Consider the following 15245-nt stretch of genomic DNA (forward strand, 5'->3'; position numbering starts at 1 on the left):
CCGCGATCGGCGGAGCCGGACTGGTCAGAATCCGAAGCGATCCCGCTCGCCGGCGAACCACCGCCGGACGGGCGGGATCCGCCATGTGTCCATCAGTCGTTCGGCGTCGTCGGCGTGCCGGGCGGCGAGTTCGAGGTCACCGGTCGCGGCCGCGGCCAGCGCCAGGAAGGCATCGACGGGGCCGATCGCGGTGCCCGCGCCGGCGTTGACCGACCAGCCCGCCAGCGGCGCGAGCAAGCCGTAGGCGTGGACACCGAGCTCGGGCAGGTCCAGATGGGCGGCAATCTCACCCGCGGTTGCCCATTCGGCGAGCGAGTACCAATCCTGGGTGTTCAGTGGTGGATCCGGGGCATCGGCGAACGCCGCCCGGGCCTGCTCGGGCTGTCCGGCGCGGATGTGCAGCGCGGCCCGGAAACAGCCCACCGGGAGCACGTCGGCGGGTCCGCCGAGATATTGGGTCAGTGCGGGCAGTGTTCCGTCCCACAGGGCGACACCCAGCCGGATACCCATAGCGGCCACCGGGGACTGGGCGAGCCGCACCCGGTGCTCCAGCTGGAAGTACTCGTCGGCCAGATCGCGTGCGCGGGCGAAATCGCCCGAGATGGCGCGCCAGGTCACCGCCGTCGACAGCACCACCATCACCAGGAAGGGGCGCCGCCGGCGGCGGGCATCGTCGAGGGCGATATCCAGCAGCGGCCACATCCGCTCGGGATGGCCGAGTTGGGCGTGGGCGTTGGCGCACAGCGATGTCGCCAGGATCCGGCTGTCCACATCGCCGACCCGGATCGCCAGTTCCCGGGCCCGCTCGAGCATGCTCAGCCGGGCGGCGGCATTGGTGGCCGACCACAACGCCTGCTGCCCGGCGAGATTGGCCGCCAGCTCCAGCCGGTCATCGCCCAGGTCGGTGGCTATGCCGGTGGCTGCCTCCACCAGCGCGCGCCGCCCGGCGGCCGGGGAGGTGTAGTAGGTCTCGTTGGCCAGCGCCAGCATCGCTTCGGCGCGCAACGCCGATTGCTCTCTCGTGCAGCCGGTTTCCGGAAGCAGGGCGAGCGCTTCGCGTAGCGCGTCGACGATCAGGTCGTTCTGTTCGCCCATGTCCACCGAGAACCACGCCGACCCGCGCGAAGGGAGGACGCAGGCCCGGGCCAGACGGGCGCCGTCGCCGGAGCGCCGCGCGATCTCGACGGCCTCACCGAGCGGTTCGGCCAGCGCGGTCCAGTCGCCGCGTCGGCGATGACACTCGGCCAGTTCCAGCAACAGCTCGAACTCATCGTTTCGTTCCGGCGTCCGGTGCGCGCGCAGTGCCTTCAGCGCCGCGGTGTACAACTCGACGGACTCGTCGTCGGCGAATACCTCCGCCGCCTGCCGGGCTGCCGCCCGGGCGGCCCGCCACGCGCGGTCGCGGTGGTCCGGGCCTGCTGCCAGCCAATGGTGGGCGATCTCGCGGGCGCCGCCGTCGAGGTCGGTGAGGACCTGCCCGGCCCGGGCATGGGCGCGGGCGCGTCGTGTCGGCGGCAACGCGGCGTACACGTGGTCACGGACCAGTGCGTGGGCAAAGACGAACTCGCAGATGCCCTCCTCCCGGATCAGCCCGGCGGCGACGGCGGTGTCGAGCAGATCCAGGGTGCTGTCGGGGTCCTGCCCGCACATGTCGCAGAGAGCGGGCAGGGTGAATGCACGGCCGAGGACGGCGGCGGTCTGCAGGATCTGTGCGGTGTCGGCGCCGAGTCTGTCGATCCGCCGACCGATCACCTCGCCGACCGCGGTCGGCGGACGTGGTTCGGCCAGCAACTGTGACACACTGCCCGAATGTTGTGCCAGGCGGGCATATTCGACGACGAAGAACGGGTTGCCGTCGGTCCGGTCGGCCAGCTGGGCGGCGTCCGCATCGGACGCCACGCCGCCGGCGACACTGCGCATCACCTCGCCCACCGCGTCCGGGGTGAGGCCGTCGAGGTCGATGCGGGTGGCGTGGCGCCGCCCCAGTGATTCCGACAGTTCCGCCAGGCCGGCGGTGCCGTCGACACCGCGCCAGGTGAGCAGCACCGTGAGCTGGGCGTTGTCGCCGATCTCGCCGAGCAACTGCAGTACGCGCAGCGTCGACGGGTCGGCCCAGTGCAAGTCGTCGATGGCGATAAGTACCGGTCGGCCCGCGGACTCGGCCAGAACCGCCGCGACGATCTGCTCCCGCAGCCGGAACGCGGCGCCGTCGTCGGCGTGGCCGGGTGCGCTGACGGTCGGCAGCTCGCGACCCCACTGCGCCAGAATCTGCGTCCACGGCCACAGCGGTGGTGCGCCGTCGTCCTGGGAACACCGCGCCGAGCCGACGAGTGCCCCGTCGCGTACGACGGCACCCATCATCTCGGTCACCAGCCGTGACTTGCCGATGCCGGGTTCTCCGGTGATTACCACGAATTCCGTCGATCCCGTCAGCGATCGTCGCCAGGCCGCCGACAGTACCGCCAGTTCGGCCGTCCGGCCCGCGGTGGGCCAGGGCAGTGGTGGCGAGACCTCGGCCCGTGACGGAACCGATAGCCGCGCGGGTGCCTCCGGAGCCGGGCCGCCGATGGTGGCGGGTGTCCAGGAGATGGACGAATCTTGTTGCAGGATAGCTGATTGCAGCTCCCTGATGGCGGGTCCGGGGAGCAGGCCGAGTTCGTCGTCGAGCACCTTGCGTAGTTCGTCGATCACGGCCAGGGCTTCGGCCTGTCGCCCGCACCGGGCCAGTGCCGAGGCCCTGATCCGCCATAGGCTTTCGCGGAGCGGGTAGCGGGCGATCAGAGCTTCGGCGGAGGCCACCACCGCCGTGTGTCGGCCCAGGGCCGTCGACACGTCCAGGCGCAGTTCCTCACCAAGAGCGCGTAGTTCGTCCAGTCTGGTTCGTTCGGCCAATGCGACATCGCCCAGGTCGGCGTATGCCTCGCCGCGCCACAGCGACAGCGCGGCGGCCAGCTCGGAATCGAGTCGTTCCAGATTGTCGGCGGCCAGGCCCGCGAGGCCGTCGCGGCGCGCGTCGGCGGCGCCGATCACCGATTCGAAGATGTCGCCGTCGACGCTGCCGGGAGCGAGCTCAAGTGCGTAGCCGGGTGCCCGGGTGAGTAGTACGGCGGAGGGTTCGCGAGGCTTACGGTCCGGTTCGAGAGCGCGTCGCAGCCCGGATACATACGCCTGCAGCGTTGTCATCACCGAGGTAGGTGGTTTCTCACCCCACAGTTTCCCGATCAGCGAATCCACTGACACCGCATGGGGGCGGGCCAGTACCAGAGCGGCCAGCAGTGCCCTGGTTTTCGGTGTGCCCAGGTCGACGGGAACCCCGTCACGGGTCACCTCCAGATGGCCCAGGATTGCGAACTTCACCGGCCAAGGATAGTGCGGCGATCGGTCGGTCGTTGCTGCCACGGATTGATCGTGGGCACGCCGGCAGCTGTGAACGGAGACTGGTCTCGGGTCGCGGCGACGCGGTAGCGCAACTCGCCCACCGTTACCGAGCTGAGGTAAAGGGTTTCCGTGTGTCTACCTCCCCACCTGCTTGATAGCACGACTTCGATCTTGCCATCGACGCCTACTCTGGGGGCGAATTGACGTCATCGGAGAATGAGGGTTGCGACCGGTAGTCGGTGGAGTGTCGGTTACGCGTCGTGGAGGGGGATGTATCGCGTGAGCTGGGTGACGTGATGGGGGCCGAGTTCGGCCGGCGAGGAGACCCCGAGCAAGGCCATGGTGCGTTCGATCTCGGTGCGCAGGATCTCGATGGTTTTGTCGACACCCTCGCGCCCGCCGGCCATCAGGCCGTAGAGGTAGGCGCGGCCGATGAGGGTGAAGTCGGCGCCGAGAGCCACCGAGGCGACGATGTCGGCGCCGTTCATGATCCCGGTGTCGATCATCACCGTGAAGTCCTCGCCGACGGCGGCCCGGACCTTGGGTAGCAGATGGAACGGGATGGGCGCCCGGTCGAGTTGTCGGCCACCGTGATTGGACAGCACGATGCCGTCGACGCCCACATCGCGCAGCCGCACCGAATCCGCCACGGTCTGTACGCCTTTGACGACGATCTTGCCCGGCCACAGCTCGCGGATGACGTCCAGGTCGGCGAAGCTGATGGTGGGATCCATTGCCGCGTTGAGCAGCTCGCCGACGGTGCCGCCGGTGGAGCTGAGCGAGGCGAACTCCAGGGTGGGGGTGGTGAGGAAATCGATCCACCACCACGGCCGGGGGATGGCGTTGACGACGGTGCCGAGCGTGAGCTGCGGCGGGATGGAGAAGCCGTTGCGTTTGTCGCGCAGTCGCGCTCCGGCGATCGGGGTGTCGACGGTGAACATCAACGTGTCGAAACCCGCGTCGGCGGCACGGCGGGCCAGATCGTAGGAGATCTGCCGCTCACGCATCACATACAGCTGAAACCAGTTTCGGCCTGCGGGATTTGCCGAACGCACGTCCTCGATCGAGGTGGTGCCGAGCGTGGACAGGGTGAACGGGATGCCCGCGGCACCGGCCGCGCCCGCGCCCGCCACTTCACCCTCGGTCTGCATCAGCCGGGTGAACCCGGTCGGTGCGATCCCGAAGGGCAGCGCGCTGCGGGCGCCAAGGATCTCGCAGGAGGTGTCGACGCTCGGGGCGGGCGACAGAATGCCGGGATGGAACTCGATGTCCTTGAACGCCTGCCGTGCCCGCCCCAGCGACAGCTCGCCCTCGGCGGCTCCGTCGGTGTAATCGAAGGCAGCCCTGGGCGTCCGGCGTTTGGCGATCGTGCGCAGGTCGTCGATGGTCAGTGCCTTGTCGAGCCTGCGCCTGCGGGCGTTCAGTTCGGGCTTCTTGAACCGCATGAGCTCGAGAAGTTCGGCAGGCTTGGGGAATTGACGTTGTACAGTGCTCATCGCTACGCGTCTATCCCTTCGCCGTGTGATTTCCCGTCGCTTCGCTCGCCCCGAGATTTCCCGTCGCTTCGCTCGCCCCGAGATTTCCCGTCGCTTCGCTCGCCCCGAGATTTCCCGTCGCTTCGCTCGCCCCGAGATTCCCGCATCAGCCAGATCGCCGAGTTGGCCGGGATGGTCACCGCCGCCGACACCGGCTGACCGTTCCACGACGGACCGTCGGCCACGACGCTGCCCATGTTGCCGATGCCGCGACCGCTGTACGCCACCGAATCGGTGTTCAAGATCTCCGTCCACGTTCCGCCGGCGGGCAATCCGACGCGGTAGTCACCGCGGTCGCTGCCCGAGAAGTTGAACAGGCACGCCATCGCCGACCCGTCCGACCCGAATCGCAGGAAGGTGATCACGTTGTTGGCGGCGTCGTCGGCCTCGATCCAGGAGAAACCGTCGGGTGTCGAGTCCTGGCTGTACAGGGCGGGGCAGGCCCGGTAGATGCTGTTCAGGTCACCGACCAGGGCCGAGATGCCCGAATGCAGCTCGCCTTCCCAACCCTGCATCTGGTCCCAGTCCAGGCTCCGGTTGTCGGCCCACTCGCCGGACTGGCCGAACTCCTGGCCCATGAACAGCAGCTGTTTGCCCGGATGAGACCACATGTACGCCAGGAAGATCCGCACCCCGCACGCCTTGATGAAGGCGTCGCCGGGCATCCGGGTCCACAGCGTGCCCTTGCCGTGCACCACCTCGTCGTGCGAGATGGGCAGTACGAAGCTCTCGCTCCAGGCATACATCAGCGAGAACGTCAGATCCTGGTGGTGAAAGCTGCGATGCACCTGCTCGCGGGTGAGATAGCCGAGTGTGTCGTGCATCCACCCCATGTTCCATTTGAGGGTGAAGCCGAGTCCGTCGGCATCGGTCATCCGGGTCACCCCCGGCCATGCGGTGGACTCCTCGGCGATGGTCACCACACCCGGGAAGTGTTTGTGCACTGTCGCATTGGTTTCCTGCAGAAACTGGACGGCCTCCAGGTTCTCGCGGCCGCCGTGGATGTTGGGCCGCCACTGCCCCGACGGCCGCGAATAGTCCAGGTACAGCATCGAGGCGACCGCGTCCACGCGCAGGCCGTCGATGTGGAACTCGCTGAACCAGAACAACGCGTTGGCCACCAGGAAGTTGCGCACCTCGTGCCTGCCGAAGTCGAAGACGTAGGTGCCCCAGTCGAGTTGCTCGCCCCGTAGCGGATCGGCATGCTCGTACAGCGCGGTGCCGTCGAACCGTGCCAGCGCCCAGTCGTCCTTGGGGAAATGCGCCGGAACCCAGTCCACGATCACCGCGATCCCGAGCGAGTGGAGATGGTCGATCAGATACCGCAGATCGTCGGGACTTCCGAAACGTGAGGTGGGGGCGTAGTACGAGGTGACCTGATAGCCCCACGACCCGCCGAACGGATGCTCGGCCACCGGCAGGAACTCGACGTGGGTGAATCCTTTCTCCACGACGTACGCGCCGAGTTGATCGGCGAGCTCACGGTAGCCCAGACCCAGGCGCCACGAACCCAGATGCACCTCGTAGATGCTCATCGGCTGCTCGACGGGATTCGCCTCGGCGCGGCGGGAGAGCCAGTCGCCGTCGGTCCACACATACGTGGTCTCGTTGACGATCGAGGACGTGGCCGGGGGCGGATTGGTCTGACGTGCCATCGGATCGGCCTTGTCGCGGATGATGCCGTCGGCGCCGTGCACCCGGAACTTGTAGCGCGTGCCGCCGCGCACATCGGGGACGAACACCTCCCACACGCCGCTGGAACCGATCATCCGCATCGGGTGGGCGCGGCCGCCCCAGTCGTCGAAATCACCGACGACCGCAACTCCCTTGGCATTGGGTGCCCACACCGCGAACGCGGTACCGGTGACCTCGCCGTCGGCGGTGACGTACGAGACCACCCGCGCCCCCAACACCTCCCACAGGGTTTCGTGCCGGCCCTCGGCGAACAGGTGCACGTCCACGTCCCCGATGCTGGGCAGGAAACGGTAGCCGTCGGCCACCACGAATTCGTCGGCGCCGCCGGCGCCGTCGGGGTAGGTGATCCGGTAGCGATAGTCGGCGAGACCGGAGATCGGTACGGCCACCGAGAACAGGTCCCGGGCGGCGGGAGAAGGGTCGGCGGTCATCGGATAGTCGACGCCGCCGATCACCGCCGCCACCGACAGCGCGGTGGGCCGCAGCGTGCGCAGGATGGTATACCCGTCGGCGGTCTCGTGCGCGCCGAGGAAGGCATGCGGGTCGGAATGGGTGAGGCTGCCGAGCTGATTCAGATCGTGCTGCGGTGCGCGGGCATCGGGTACGCCGGTCATGTCAGCGCACCCGGTAGGAGAGCGCTTCGGCGGCGGCCGGCGCCAACGGGGGCAGGGACACGATGTGCGCCACGGCCTTCCACGGTTCGAGTTGGATGAAATTTGCTTGACCCCAATGGAATTCCTCTCCGCTTACCTCATCTCGGCCGGCGAACCGGTCCTGCCAGTCGAGACCGAGTGCCGGCATGTCCAGCCACAGCGTGGAGGACTCGGTGCCGTACGGATTGAGGTTGATCACCACCACCACCCGGTCGCCGTTCACCGGGTCGACCTTCGAATAGGCGATGAGTGCCGGGTTGTCGAGATGGTGAAAGGTGATGTTGCGCAACTGCTGTAGCGCCGGATGCCGCCTGCGGATCAGGTTGAGCGAGGTGATCCACGGTTCCAGTGACATGCCGTTGGAGGCGGCGGCCTTGTAGTCGCGCGGGCGCAGCTCGTACTTCTCGGAGTGCAGATACTCCTCGCTGCCGGCCTTGACCGCTACATGCTCGTACAGTTCGTAGCCGCTGTACATGCCCCAGGTGGGGGCGAGCGTGGCGGCGAGCGCCGCCCGCAAGGCGAACATGCCGGGGCCGCCGTGCTGCAGGCTCTCGTGCAGGATGTCCGGGGTGTTCACGAACAGATTGGGGCGCGCCTCATCGGCGTGGTCGGCCAGTTCGCGGCCGAACTGCTCCAGCTCCCACTTGTGGGTCTTCCACGTGAAATACGTGTAGGACTGGGTGAATCCGAGCCGGGCCAGGCCGTACAGCCGGGCGGGCCGCGTGAACGCCTCGGCCAGGAACAGTACCTCGGGATGGCGCTTTTTCACCTCGACGATCAGCCACTCCCAGAAGTTGGGTGGTTTGGTGTGCGGATTGTCGACCCGGAAGATCTTGACGTCCAACTTGATCCAGTGCAGTACCACGTCGAGTACGGCCTTGTAGATGCCGTTGCGGTCGTTGTCGAAATTGAGTGGATAGATGTCCTGGTACTTCTTGGGCGGATTCTCGGCGTAGGCGATGGTGCCGTCGGGCAACGTGGTGAACCATTCGGGATGCGCTGTGGCCCAGGGATGATCCGGCGCGCACTGCAACGCCAGATCCAGCGCCACCTCGAGATCGAGCTCGCGGGCCCGGCTCACGAAATAGGCGAAGTCCTCGACGGTGCCGAGTGCGGGATGGATGGCGTCGTGCCCGCCGTCGGCCGAACCGATCGCCCACGGTGAGCCCACGTCGTCGGGTCCGGCGATGAGAGTGTTGTCGGGCCCCTTGCGGTTGACCTCGCCGACCGGATGGATCGGCGGCAGGTACACCACGTCGAAACCCATGCCGGCGATCCTCGGCAGTTCGTTGACGGCGGTCAGGAATGTGCCGTGGACGGGGTTGCCGTCGTTGTCCCAGCCACCCGTCGATCGCGGAAAGAACTCGTACCAGGAGCCGTACAGGGCACGGCGGCGGTCCACCCACACCCGGTACGTGCGGGATCTGGTGACCAGTTCCCGCACCGGGTGCCGGGTGAGCAGTTCGGCGATCTCCTCGCCGGTGCCCGGGCCCACCCGGTTCTCGACGCGCCGGCGCGGTGAGCGCAGGGCGTCGATCGCCGCGTTCACCGTCTCGCGGGAATCGGCGGGCACCAGCTCGAGCGCGCGAGTCAGCACCCCCACACCGATCTCGATGTCGTTGGCGAGGTCGGCCGCGCCCTGGCCCGCGTCGAGCTTCTTGATCACGGCCGAACGCCACGTGGCGTACGGATCGCTCCAGGCGTCGATGCGGAAGCTCCAGAATCCCGGGGTGTCGGGGACGAACGCGCCGTTGAAGACATCGGGTTCGACCGAGGGGCGCATCGGGATGTCGCGACGCCGGCCGCGGGCGGGGCCTAGGACGTGCAGGGTGACGCCGATAGCGTCGTGCCCCTCGCGCCAGGCTGCGGCACTGATCGGAACAAGTTCGCCTACAACGGCTTTCGCTGGGTATAAACCAGCGGAAACCATCGGTGAGATGTCGTCGATGCCCATCCGGCCGATCACACGGCCCCCTCTCGCGGCTGCTTGCGCTGACACCTAACCGTAGGCGAAAACGATCGAGCTCTCAGCGCGATGGACACAGTCTCCCACTGTGTGGACATCACACGGCACGTCCCGGCCCATCCGGTCGGGGCGGGCCGGCCAGTCGGCGCAGCGCCGCCCGGGTGACGGCAGGATCGGTGGTCCGCCAGAACGGGGGCAGCGAGGCCACCAGATATCCGCCGTAGCCGGCGGTCGCCAGCCGTGAATCGAGCACCGCCACCACCCCGCGGTCGGCGGTCGAGCGCAGCAGCCGGCCGGTGCCCTGGGCCAGGAGCAGCGCCGCGTGATTGGCCGCCACCGCCAGGAAGCCGTTGCCGCCGCGCGCGCTGACCGCCCGCTGACGGGCCGTCATCAGCGGATCGTCCGGCCGCGGGAACGGGATCCGGTCGATCAGGACCAGACTCAGCGACGGGCCGGGCACATCGACGCCCTGCCACAGCGACAACGTGCCGAACAGGCAGGTCTCCGGGTCGTCGGTGAAGCGCTTGACCAAGGTCGAGGTGGAGTCGTCGCCCTGGCACAGGATGGTGCGCGTGCTGTGCTCGCGCATGAACTCGGTGGCCTCGCGGGCGGCCCGCATCGAGGAGAACAGGCCCAGGGTCCGGCCACCGGCGGCGTCGATCAACTCGGCGATCTCGGTGCGCACCGGTTCGGAGAGCGCATCGCGGCCCGGCCGCGGCAGATGTTTGGCGACGTACAGGATCGCCGAACGCGGATAGTCGAACGGCGAACCGGCGTCGAGACCGTTCCACCGCACCGACGACGTGTCCGAAGGCGGCGTCTTGCCGGTCGCGGTGACGTCGACCGCTGCCCCCGACGTACCGCCGCCGTGCGCGGGCAGCCCCCAGTTGACCGCGAGGGCGTCGAAGTTGCCGCCGATGGTGAGAGTGGCCGAGGTGAGGATCACGGTGGCACCGGCGAACAGGGTGCTGCGCAACAACCCGCCCACGCTGAGCGGGGCCATGCACAGCACGCGAGGTGACATATCCCGTCGCTCCGCTCGCCCGGTCCCACCGGTGCGGTTGATCGGTTCGGCGGTCACCCACACCACGTCCCGGCGCTTGGACATGTCCTGTTCGTCGAACGCGCCGAGCAACCGGACCACGGCGTCGTGCGCGTTCTCCAGCGCGGTCAGCGCGGCCGAGCGGGCGGCCGCGCTGTCGACGTCCTGGTTGTCGGCGGATATCCCTCCGGCGCCCCGCACCGGCCCGATCGCCGTGTGGGCCTGCCACAGTCTGTCGCGCAACGACGCGAACACCGCGTCGCCGCCGGAGGGCATCGTTGTCCACTCGCCGGTGCGCACCTCGTCGAGGAACTCGCCGAATTGCTCACCGGCGCCCAGCAGCGCGTCCGTGGTCTCCTCATCGATGAGTTTGCCGCAGCGCCGGGCGATCAGGGCGATTGATGCCGCCGACAGTTCGTCGGTGGAGACCGAGGTGATGCGGTCGACCAACTCGTGTGCCTCGTCGACGACCACCACATCGTGCTCGGGCAGGATCGTCGCCGGGCTGAGGGCGTCGATGGCGAGCATCGCGTGATTGGTGACCACCAGATCGGCCTGCGCGGCTTTGCGACGGGCCAGTTCGGCGAAGCAGTCCTCGCCGTAGGAACAGTTCGTCGCGCCCAGGCACTCTCGCGCCGATACGCTGACCTGCCGCCACCCGCGATCGGAGACGCCCGGGACCAGATCGTCGCGATCGCCGGTCTCGGTGTCCGAGCACCACTCGTGCAACCGCGCCACCTCCCGGCCGGTGCGGGAGATCTCGAACGGGTCGAACAGCTCGCCTCCGTTCTCCTCGGTCTGCGCGGTGTGAATCTTGTTCAGACACAGGTAGTTCGATCGGCCTTTGAGAATGGCGAAGGTTGGTTCGCGGCCGATCGGGCCCTTGAGGGCGGTCGCCAGTCGCGGCAGATCACGATCGATCAGCTGACGCTGCAAGGCGATGGTGGCCGTGGAGACGACCACGGTGTGACCGGATGTGACGGCATGCCGGATGGACGGGACCAGGTAGGCCAGCGACTTTCCGGTGCCGGTGCCCGCCTGCACCGCGAGGTGTTCGCCGGTGTCGATGGAGTGGGCCACCGCCGAGGCCATCCGCAGCTGACCGTCGCGCCGGGCCCCGCCGAGAGCGGCGACCGCGCTGTCGAGAAGGTCGGGAACCTCGGCAATCGTGTCGTCCGAGTCCCTGTTTCCCGAACCCCTCTTTCCCGAACTGCTGCCCCCCGACCGCGTGCGCACCGAGGAGTTCTCGAGCGGGCTCACCCGGAGAACGCCGACGAGCCGTCGTAGAGCAGGTCGCCGTCGAGAACGACACCGGCATCGCGCATCCGCGCGAGCGCGTCCCGGCAGGTGGGGGCGGCCACGCCCGCGGTGAAGTTCAACAGCACGCGGGTGGACAGTCCCGCGGCCACCGCGTCGAGCGCCGTGGCGCGCACACAGTGATCGGTGGCGATGCCGACGACGTCGACGGCGGTGATGTCGCGTGCGGCGAGCCAGTCGGCCAGGGACGTGCCGTCCTCGGCGGCACCCTCGAAGCCCGAGTAGGCGGCGCTGTAGTGCCCCTTGGCGAACACCTCGGCCACCGGGCCGGTGTCGAACGCGGGATGAAATCCCACCCCGTCGGTGCCGACGCGGCAGTGCGGGGGCCAGCTGTCGACGAAGTCGGGATTGTCGGAGAAGTGATCACCCGGGTCGATGTGGTAGTCGCGGGTGGCCACGACGGTGGCGTACTCGGGCAGCAGGCCGGTGATGGCCTCGGCGACGTCGGCGCCGCCGTTGACGCCCAGCGCGCCGCCCTCACAGAAGTCGTTCTGCACGTCGACGACGATCAGGGCGCGATCCTTGCGGGACATGCGGTTCTCCTAGAGCTCGTAGCGGGTCGGGATCGCGGGATCGCCGTGCGAGAGACCCAGCCCCTCCCAGGGCAGACTCACCAGCCCGTCGGCCAGGTGGGCCCGGCTGTCGGTGAGGGGCGGCAGGTCGTCGACCGGAGCACCGCCGCGCACCAGTGGAATCTGCAGCGGCCGTACCGAATGCCCGTCGCCGTCGGGTACCGGGGCACCGGCGTGGTACACCACCTCCTCGACCACGGTGCCGCTGGCGCGGGCGAGCCGGACCGCCGACTTGGCGCCACCCACCGATGCCTTGTGACTGGCCCGCTTGGCCACCGGGATGCCGTCGACCTCCACCAGTTTGTAGACCATCCCGGCGGTCGGGGCGCCGCTGCCGGTGACCAGCGAGGTGCCCACCCCGTAAGTGTCGACCGGCTCGGCCCGCAGCGAGGCGATGGCGTATTCGTCGAGGTCGCCGGACACCACGATCTTCACGTCGGGGGCCCCGAGCGAATCGAGCTGGTCGCGTACCTGGCGGGCCAGCACGCCCAGATCGCCCGAATCGATGCGCACCGCGCCGAGCCCGGGACCGGCCACCTCGACGGCGTTGCGTACACCCTGGGTGATGTCGTAGGTGTCGACGAGCAGGGTCGTGTCGGTGCCCAGCGCCGCCACCTGCGCGGCGAACGCGGCCTTTTCGTCGGGGCCGTCGGCCCCGGCGAAGCCGAGGGTGAACGCGTGCGCGGCGGTGCCGGCGCTCGGCACGCCGAAGGTGCGGGCGGCCTCCAGGTTCGAGGTCGCCGCGACCCCCGCCAGATAGGCGGCGCGGGCGGAGGCGACGGCGGCCCGCTCATGGGTGCGCCTGCTGCCCATCTCGATGATCGGCCGCCTGGCCGCGGCGCTCACCATGCGAGCGGCGGCCGAGGCGATCGCCGAATCGTGGTTGAGGATCGACAGGACCAGGGTTTCGAGGATGACCGCCTCGGCGAAGGTGCCACGGACGGTCAGGATGGGGGAGCCCGGAAAGTACAGCTCGCCCTCGCGGTAGCCGTCGATGTCACCGCCGAACCGGTACCCCCGCAACCAGGCGACGGTGTCCTCGTCGAGGAACCGTGACACCTGCGCGATCTCGTCGTCGCCGAACCGGAAACGGGTCAGTTCCTCGATCAGACGCCCGGTGCCGGCCACGACCCCGTAGCGGCGGCCGTCGGGAAGACGACGGGCGAACACCTCGAACACACAGGAACGCGACGCCAGGGGCCCGCGCAGAGCGGCCGACACCATGGTCAGTTCATAGTGATCGGTCAGCAGGGCTGTGTTGTCGGGATTCACAATCGCCTACCCTATTCGTATGCATGCGGACAGATGGTGTGCGCACGAGGCTACCCCCGGTTCGGCGGCCGTAGCCGATCCCGAGGTCGCCGATCCACAACTGGGAGTGGATCGTCCCTGGGTGACGATCGTGTGGGATGACCCGGTCAACCTGATGCGGTACGTGACGTTCGTGTTCCAGAAGGTCTTCGGGTACTCCGAGGCCCGCGCCAACGAGTTGATGCTGCAGGTGCACAACGAGGGCAAGGCCGTGGTGTCGGCGGGCGACCGCGACAAGATGGAGACCGACGTGCGTAAGCTGCACGCGGCCGGCCTGTGGGCCACCATGCAGCGCGACACCTGACCGGGCGCCACGATCGGCCGCCTACCATGTGAGGTGTGCGCACCTGGAAACGTGAAGGTCGAGGGCGGTCCCGGCAGATCCGTGCGGTGTTCGAACCGCATGAGGCCGAATTGCTGCACTCGATGGTCACCTCGCTCGTGGAACTGCTCGGCGAACGGGAGTCGAGTGCACCGCCCGCCGACGAACTGGCCGCCCTGACCGGCATCCGTACCGGACACCGGGACGCGCCCGGGGATGTGACCCTGGGCCGGTTGCTTCCGGACTTCCACCGCCCCGACCAGGAGCGGGAGCTGGCCGCTGACGTGGTCAACGGAGATCTCAACGCCGGCCTGCGCAGCGTGAACGAACCGATCATCATCGACGCGAAGCTGGCCGCGGCGAAGGTGGTGCTCGACTCGGTGCCCGCCGGCGGGGGTCCGGTCGTCCTCACCGACGAGGCTGCCGAACAGTGGCTCACCGCCCTCAATGATGTGCGCCTGGCGCTCGGGGCGATGCTCGGGATCACCGAGGACACCCCCGCCGAGTTGCCGCCGGACCATCCGCATGCCGCGCACCTCGACGTCTATCACTGGTTGACGTACATGCAGGACAGCCTGGTCGCGGTAGTGATGTCGTCCTGACCGGATCGGGCCGGCCGGGAATGCCCACCGGTGATCGGCGCGTTGACTCGGCCATGGTGACTATCAGCCGCGCGCTGCTCGACCGGATGGTCGCCCACGCGCGCGCCGACCACCCGGACGAGGCGTGCGGCGTGATCGCGGGCCCCGAGGGTTCGGACCGTCCGGAACGGTTCATCCCGATGCTCAACGCCGAACGGTCGCCCACGTTCTACCGGTTCGACTCGGCCGAACAGCTCACGGTGTGGCGGGAGATGGACCGTGCCGACGAGGAGCCGGTGGTCATCTATCACTCGCACACCGCCACCGAGGCCTATCCGAGCCGCACCGACATCTCGTACGCCGGTGAACCGGCGGCGCACTACGTGCTGATCTCCACCCGTGATCCGCAGGTGGCGGAGATCCGGAGCTACCGCATCGTCGACGGGGTGGTCACCGAGGAACTCGTCCAGATCATCGAGGAACCGGTTCAGATGGACGACGCCCGGCCGTCACAGCCGACCTGACGATCATCCCGCCACCGAATCGTCCACCACAGCAACCCCAGACGTCAGGAGAACCCATGGCCGTGACCGTATCCATCCCCACGATCCTGCGACCGCATACCGGAGGTGAGAAGCGCGTCGAGGCGACCGGCGCCACCCTCACCGAACTGATCGACACCCTCGAGTCCGCGCACCCCGGTATCAAGGAACGTCTCGTCGCCCCCGACGATGCCGGCACCGACAAGCTGCACCGTTTCGTCAACGTGTACGTCAACGATGAGGACGTGCGGTTCACCGGGGGCCTGGCCACCGCAGTCGCCGACGGCGACGAGGTGACCATCTTGCCGGCCGTCGCGGGCGGCTGATCGCG

Annotated in this window: 11 protein-coding genes; 4 read left to right on the plus strand and 7 right to left on the minus strand. The window is 68.4% G+C overall.

Features of this window, described 5'->3' with window-relative positions:
• Positions 1 to 24 precede the first annotated feature (24 nt).
• The 7 genes from GII31_RS08210 to GII31_RS08240 form a co-directional block, all read right to left on the minus strand.
• Positions 25 to 3357 carry a BTAD domain-containing putative transcriptional regulator gene (locus GII31_RS08210; protein WP_213248453.1) on the minus strand — a complete coding sequence of 1111 codons (3333 nt, stop codon included), beginning with the start codon at positions 3355 to 3357 and terminating at the stop codon, positions 25 to 27.
• Positions 3358 to 3629: 272 nt separating this feature from the next.
• The gene (locus tag GII31_RS08215; RefSeq protein WP_213248455.1) at positions 3630 to 4874 is read right to left on the minus strand and encodes an alpha-hydroxy acid oxidase; all 1245 of its coding nucleotides are present in this window, start codon (positions 4872 to 4874) and stop codon (positions 3630 to 3632) included.
• Positions 4875 to 4876: 2 nt separating this feature from the next.
• Entirely contained in the window at positions 4877 to 7222 is a 2346-nt protein-coding gene (gene glgB, locus GII31_RS08220) for a 1,4-alpha-glucan branching protein GlgB (RefSeq protein ID WP_246222170.1), read from the minus strand.
• Between the two features lies 1 nt (position 7223).
• Positions 7224 to 9227: a maltotransferase domain-containing protein gene (locus GII31_RS08225; protein ID WP_213248457.1), complete on the minus strand. Its 2004-nt coding sequence runs from the start codon at positions 9225 to 9227 to the stop codon at positions 7224 to 7226.
• 97 nt (positions 9228 to 9324) lie between these two features.
• Positions 9325 to 11436, minus strand: a complete 2112-nt coding sequence (locus tag GII31_RS08230) for an ATP-dependent DNA helicase (protein ID WP_213250042.1) — start codon at positions 11434 to 11436, stop codon at positions 9325 to 9327.
• Between the two features lie 89 nt (positions 11437 to 11525).
• Positions 11526 to 12119: an isochorismatase family protein gene (locus tag GII31_RS08235; RefSeq protein WP_213248459.1), complete on the minus strand. Its 594-nt coding sequence runs from the start codon at positions 12117 to 12119 to the stop codon at positions 11526 to 11528.
• Between the two features lie 9 nt (positions 12120 to 12128).
• A complete protein-coding gene (locus GII31_RS08240) occupies positions 12129 to 13430 on the minus strand; it encodes a nicotinate phosphoribosyltransferase (RefSeq protein ID WP_213248461.1) in 1302 nt (433 codons plus the stop codon).
• A 19-nt stretch (positions 13431 to 13449) separates the two neighbouring features.
• Here GII31_RS08240 and clpS point away from each other — a divergent pair, with 19 nt between their 5' ends.
• The 4 genes from clpS to GII31_RS08260 are packed head-to-tail and all read left to right on the plus strand — an operon-like array spanning position 13450 to position 15240.
• Entirely contained in the window at positions 13450 to 13773 is a 324-nt protein-coding gene (gene clpS, locus GII31_RS08245) for an ATP-dependent Clp protease adapter ClpS (RefSeq protein WP_213248463.1), read from the plus strand.
• 35 nt (positions 13774 to 13808) lie between these two features.
• The gene (gene aosR / locus GII31_RS08250; RefSeq protein WP_213248465.1) at positions 13809 to 14393 is read left to right on the plus strand and encodes an oxidative stress transcriptional regulator AosR; all 585 of its coding nucleotides are present in this window, start codon (positions 13809 to 13811) and stop codon (positions 14391 to 14393) included.
• A 53-nt stretch (positions 14394 to 14446) separates the two neighbouring features.
• Positions 14447 to 14896: a Mov34/MPN/PAD-1 family protein gene (locus GII31_RS08255; RefSeq protein WP_213248467.1), complete on the plus strand. Its 450-nt coding sequence runs from the start codon at positions 14447 to 14449 to the stop codon at positions 14894 to 14896.
• Positions 14897 to 14952: 56 nt separating this feature from the next.
• Positions 14953 to 15240, plus strand: a complete 288-nt coding sequence (locus tag GII31_RS08260) for a MoaD/ThiS family protein (protein WP_213248469.1) — start codon at positions 14953 to 14955, stop codon at positions 15238 to 15240.
• Positions 15241 to 15245: the final 5 nt, after the last annotated feature.

The sequence above is a fragment of the Gordonia pseudamarae genome, assembly GCF_025273675.1.
In the GTDB taxonomy this organism is placed as follows: domain Bacteria; phylum Actinomycetota; class Actinomycetes; order Mycobacteriales; family Mycobacteriaceae; genus Gordonia; species Gordonia pseudamarae.

Coding starts and splice junctions, on each gene's coding strand:
- GII31_RS08215 (WP_213248455.1), bottom strand. CDS start 4,874: ATGAGCACTGTACAACGTCAATTCCCCAAGCCTGCCGAACTTCTCGAG.
- glgB (WP_246222170.1), bottom strand. CDS start 7,222: ATGACCGGCGTACCCGATGCCCGCGCACCGCAGCACGATCTGAATCAG.
- GII31_RS08235 (WP_213248459.1), bottom strand. CDS start 12,119: ATGTCCCGCAAGGATCGCGCCCTGATCGTCGTCGACGTGCAGAACGAC.
- clpS (WP_213248463.1), top strand. CDS start 13,450: ATGCATGCGGACAGATGGTGTGCGCACGAGGCTACCCCCGGTTCGGCG.
- GII31_RS08255 (WP_213248467.1), top strand. CDS start 14,447: ATGGTGACTATCAGCCGCGCGCTGCTCGACCGGATGGTCGCCCACGCG.
- GII31_RS08260 (WP_213248469.1), top strand. CDS start 14,953: ATGGCCGTGACCGTATCCATCCCCACGATCCTGCGACCGCATACCGGA.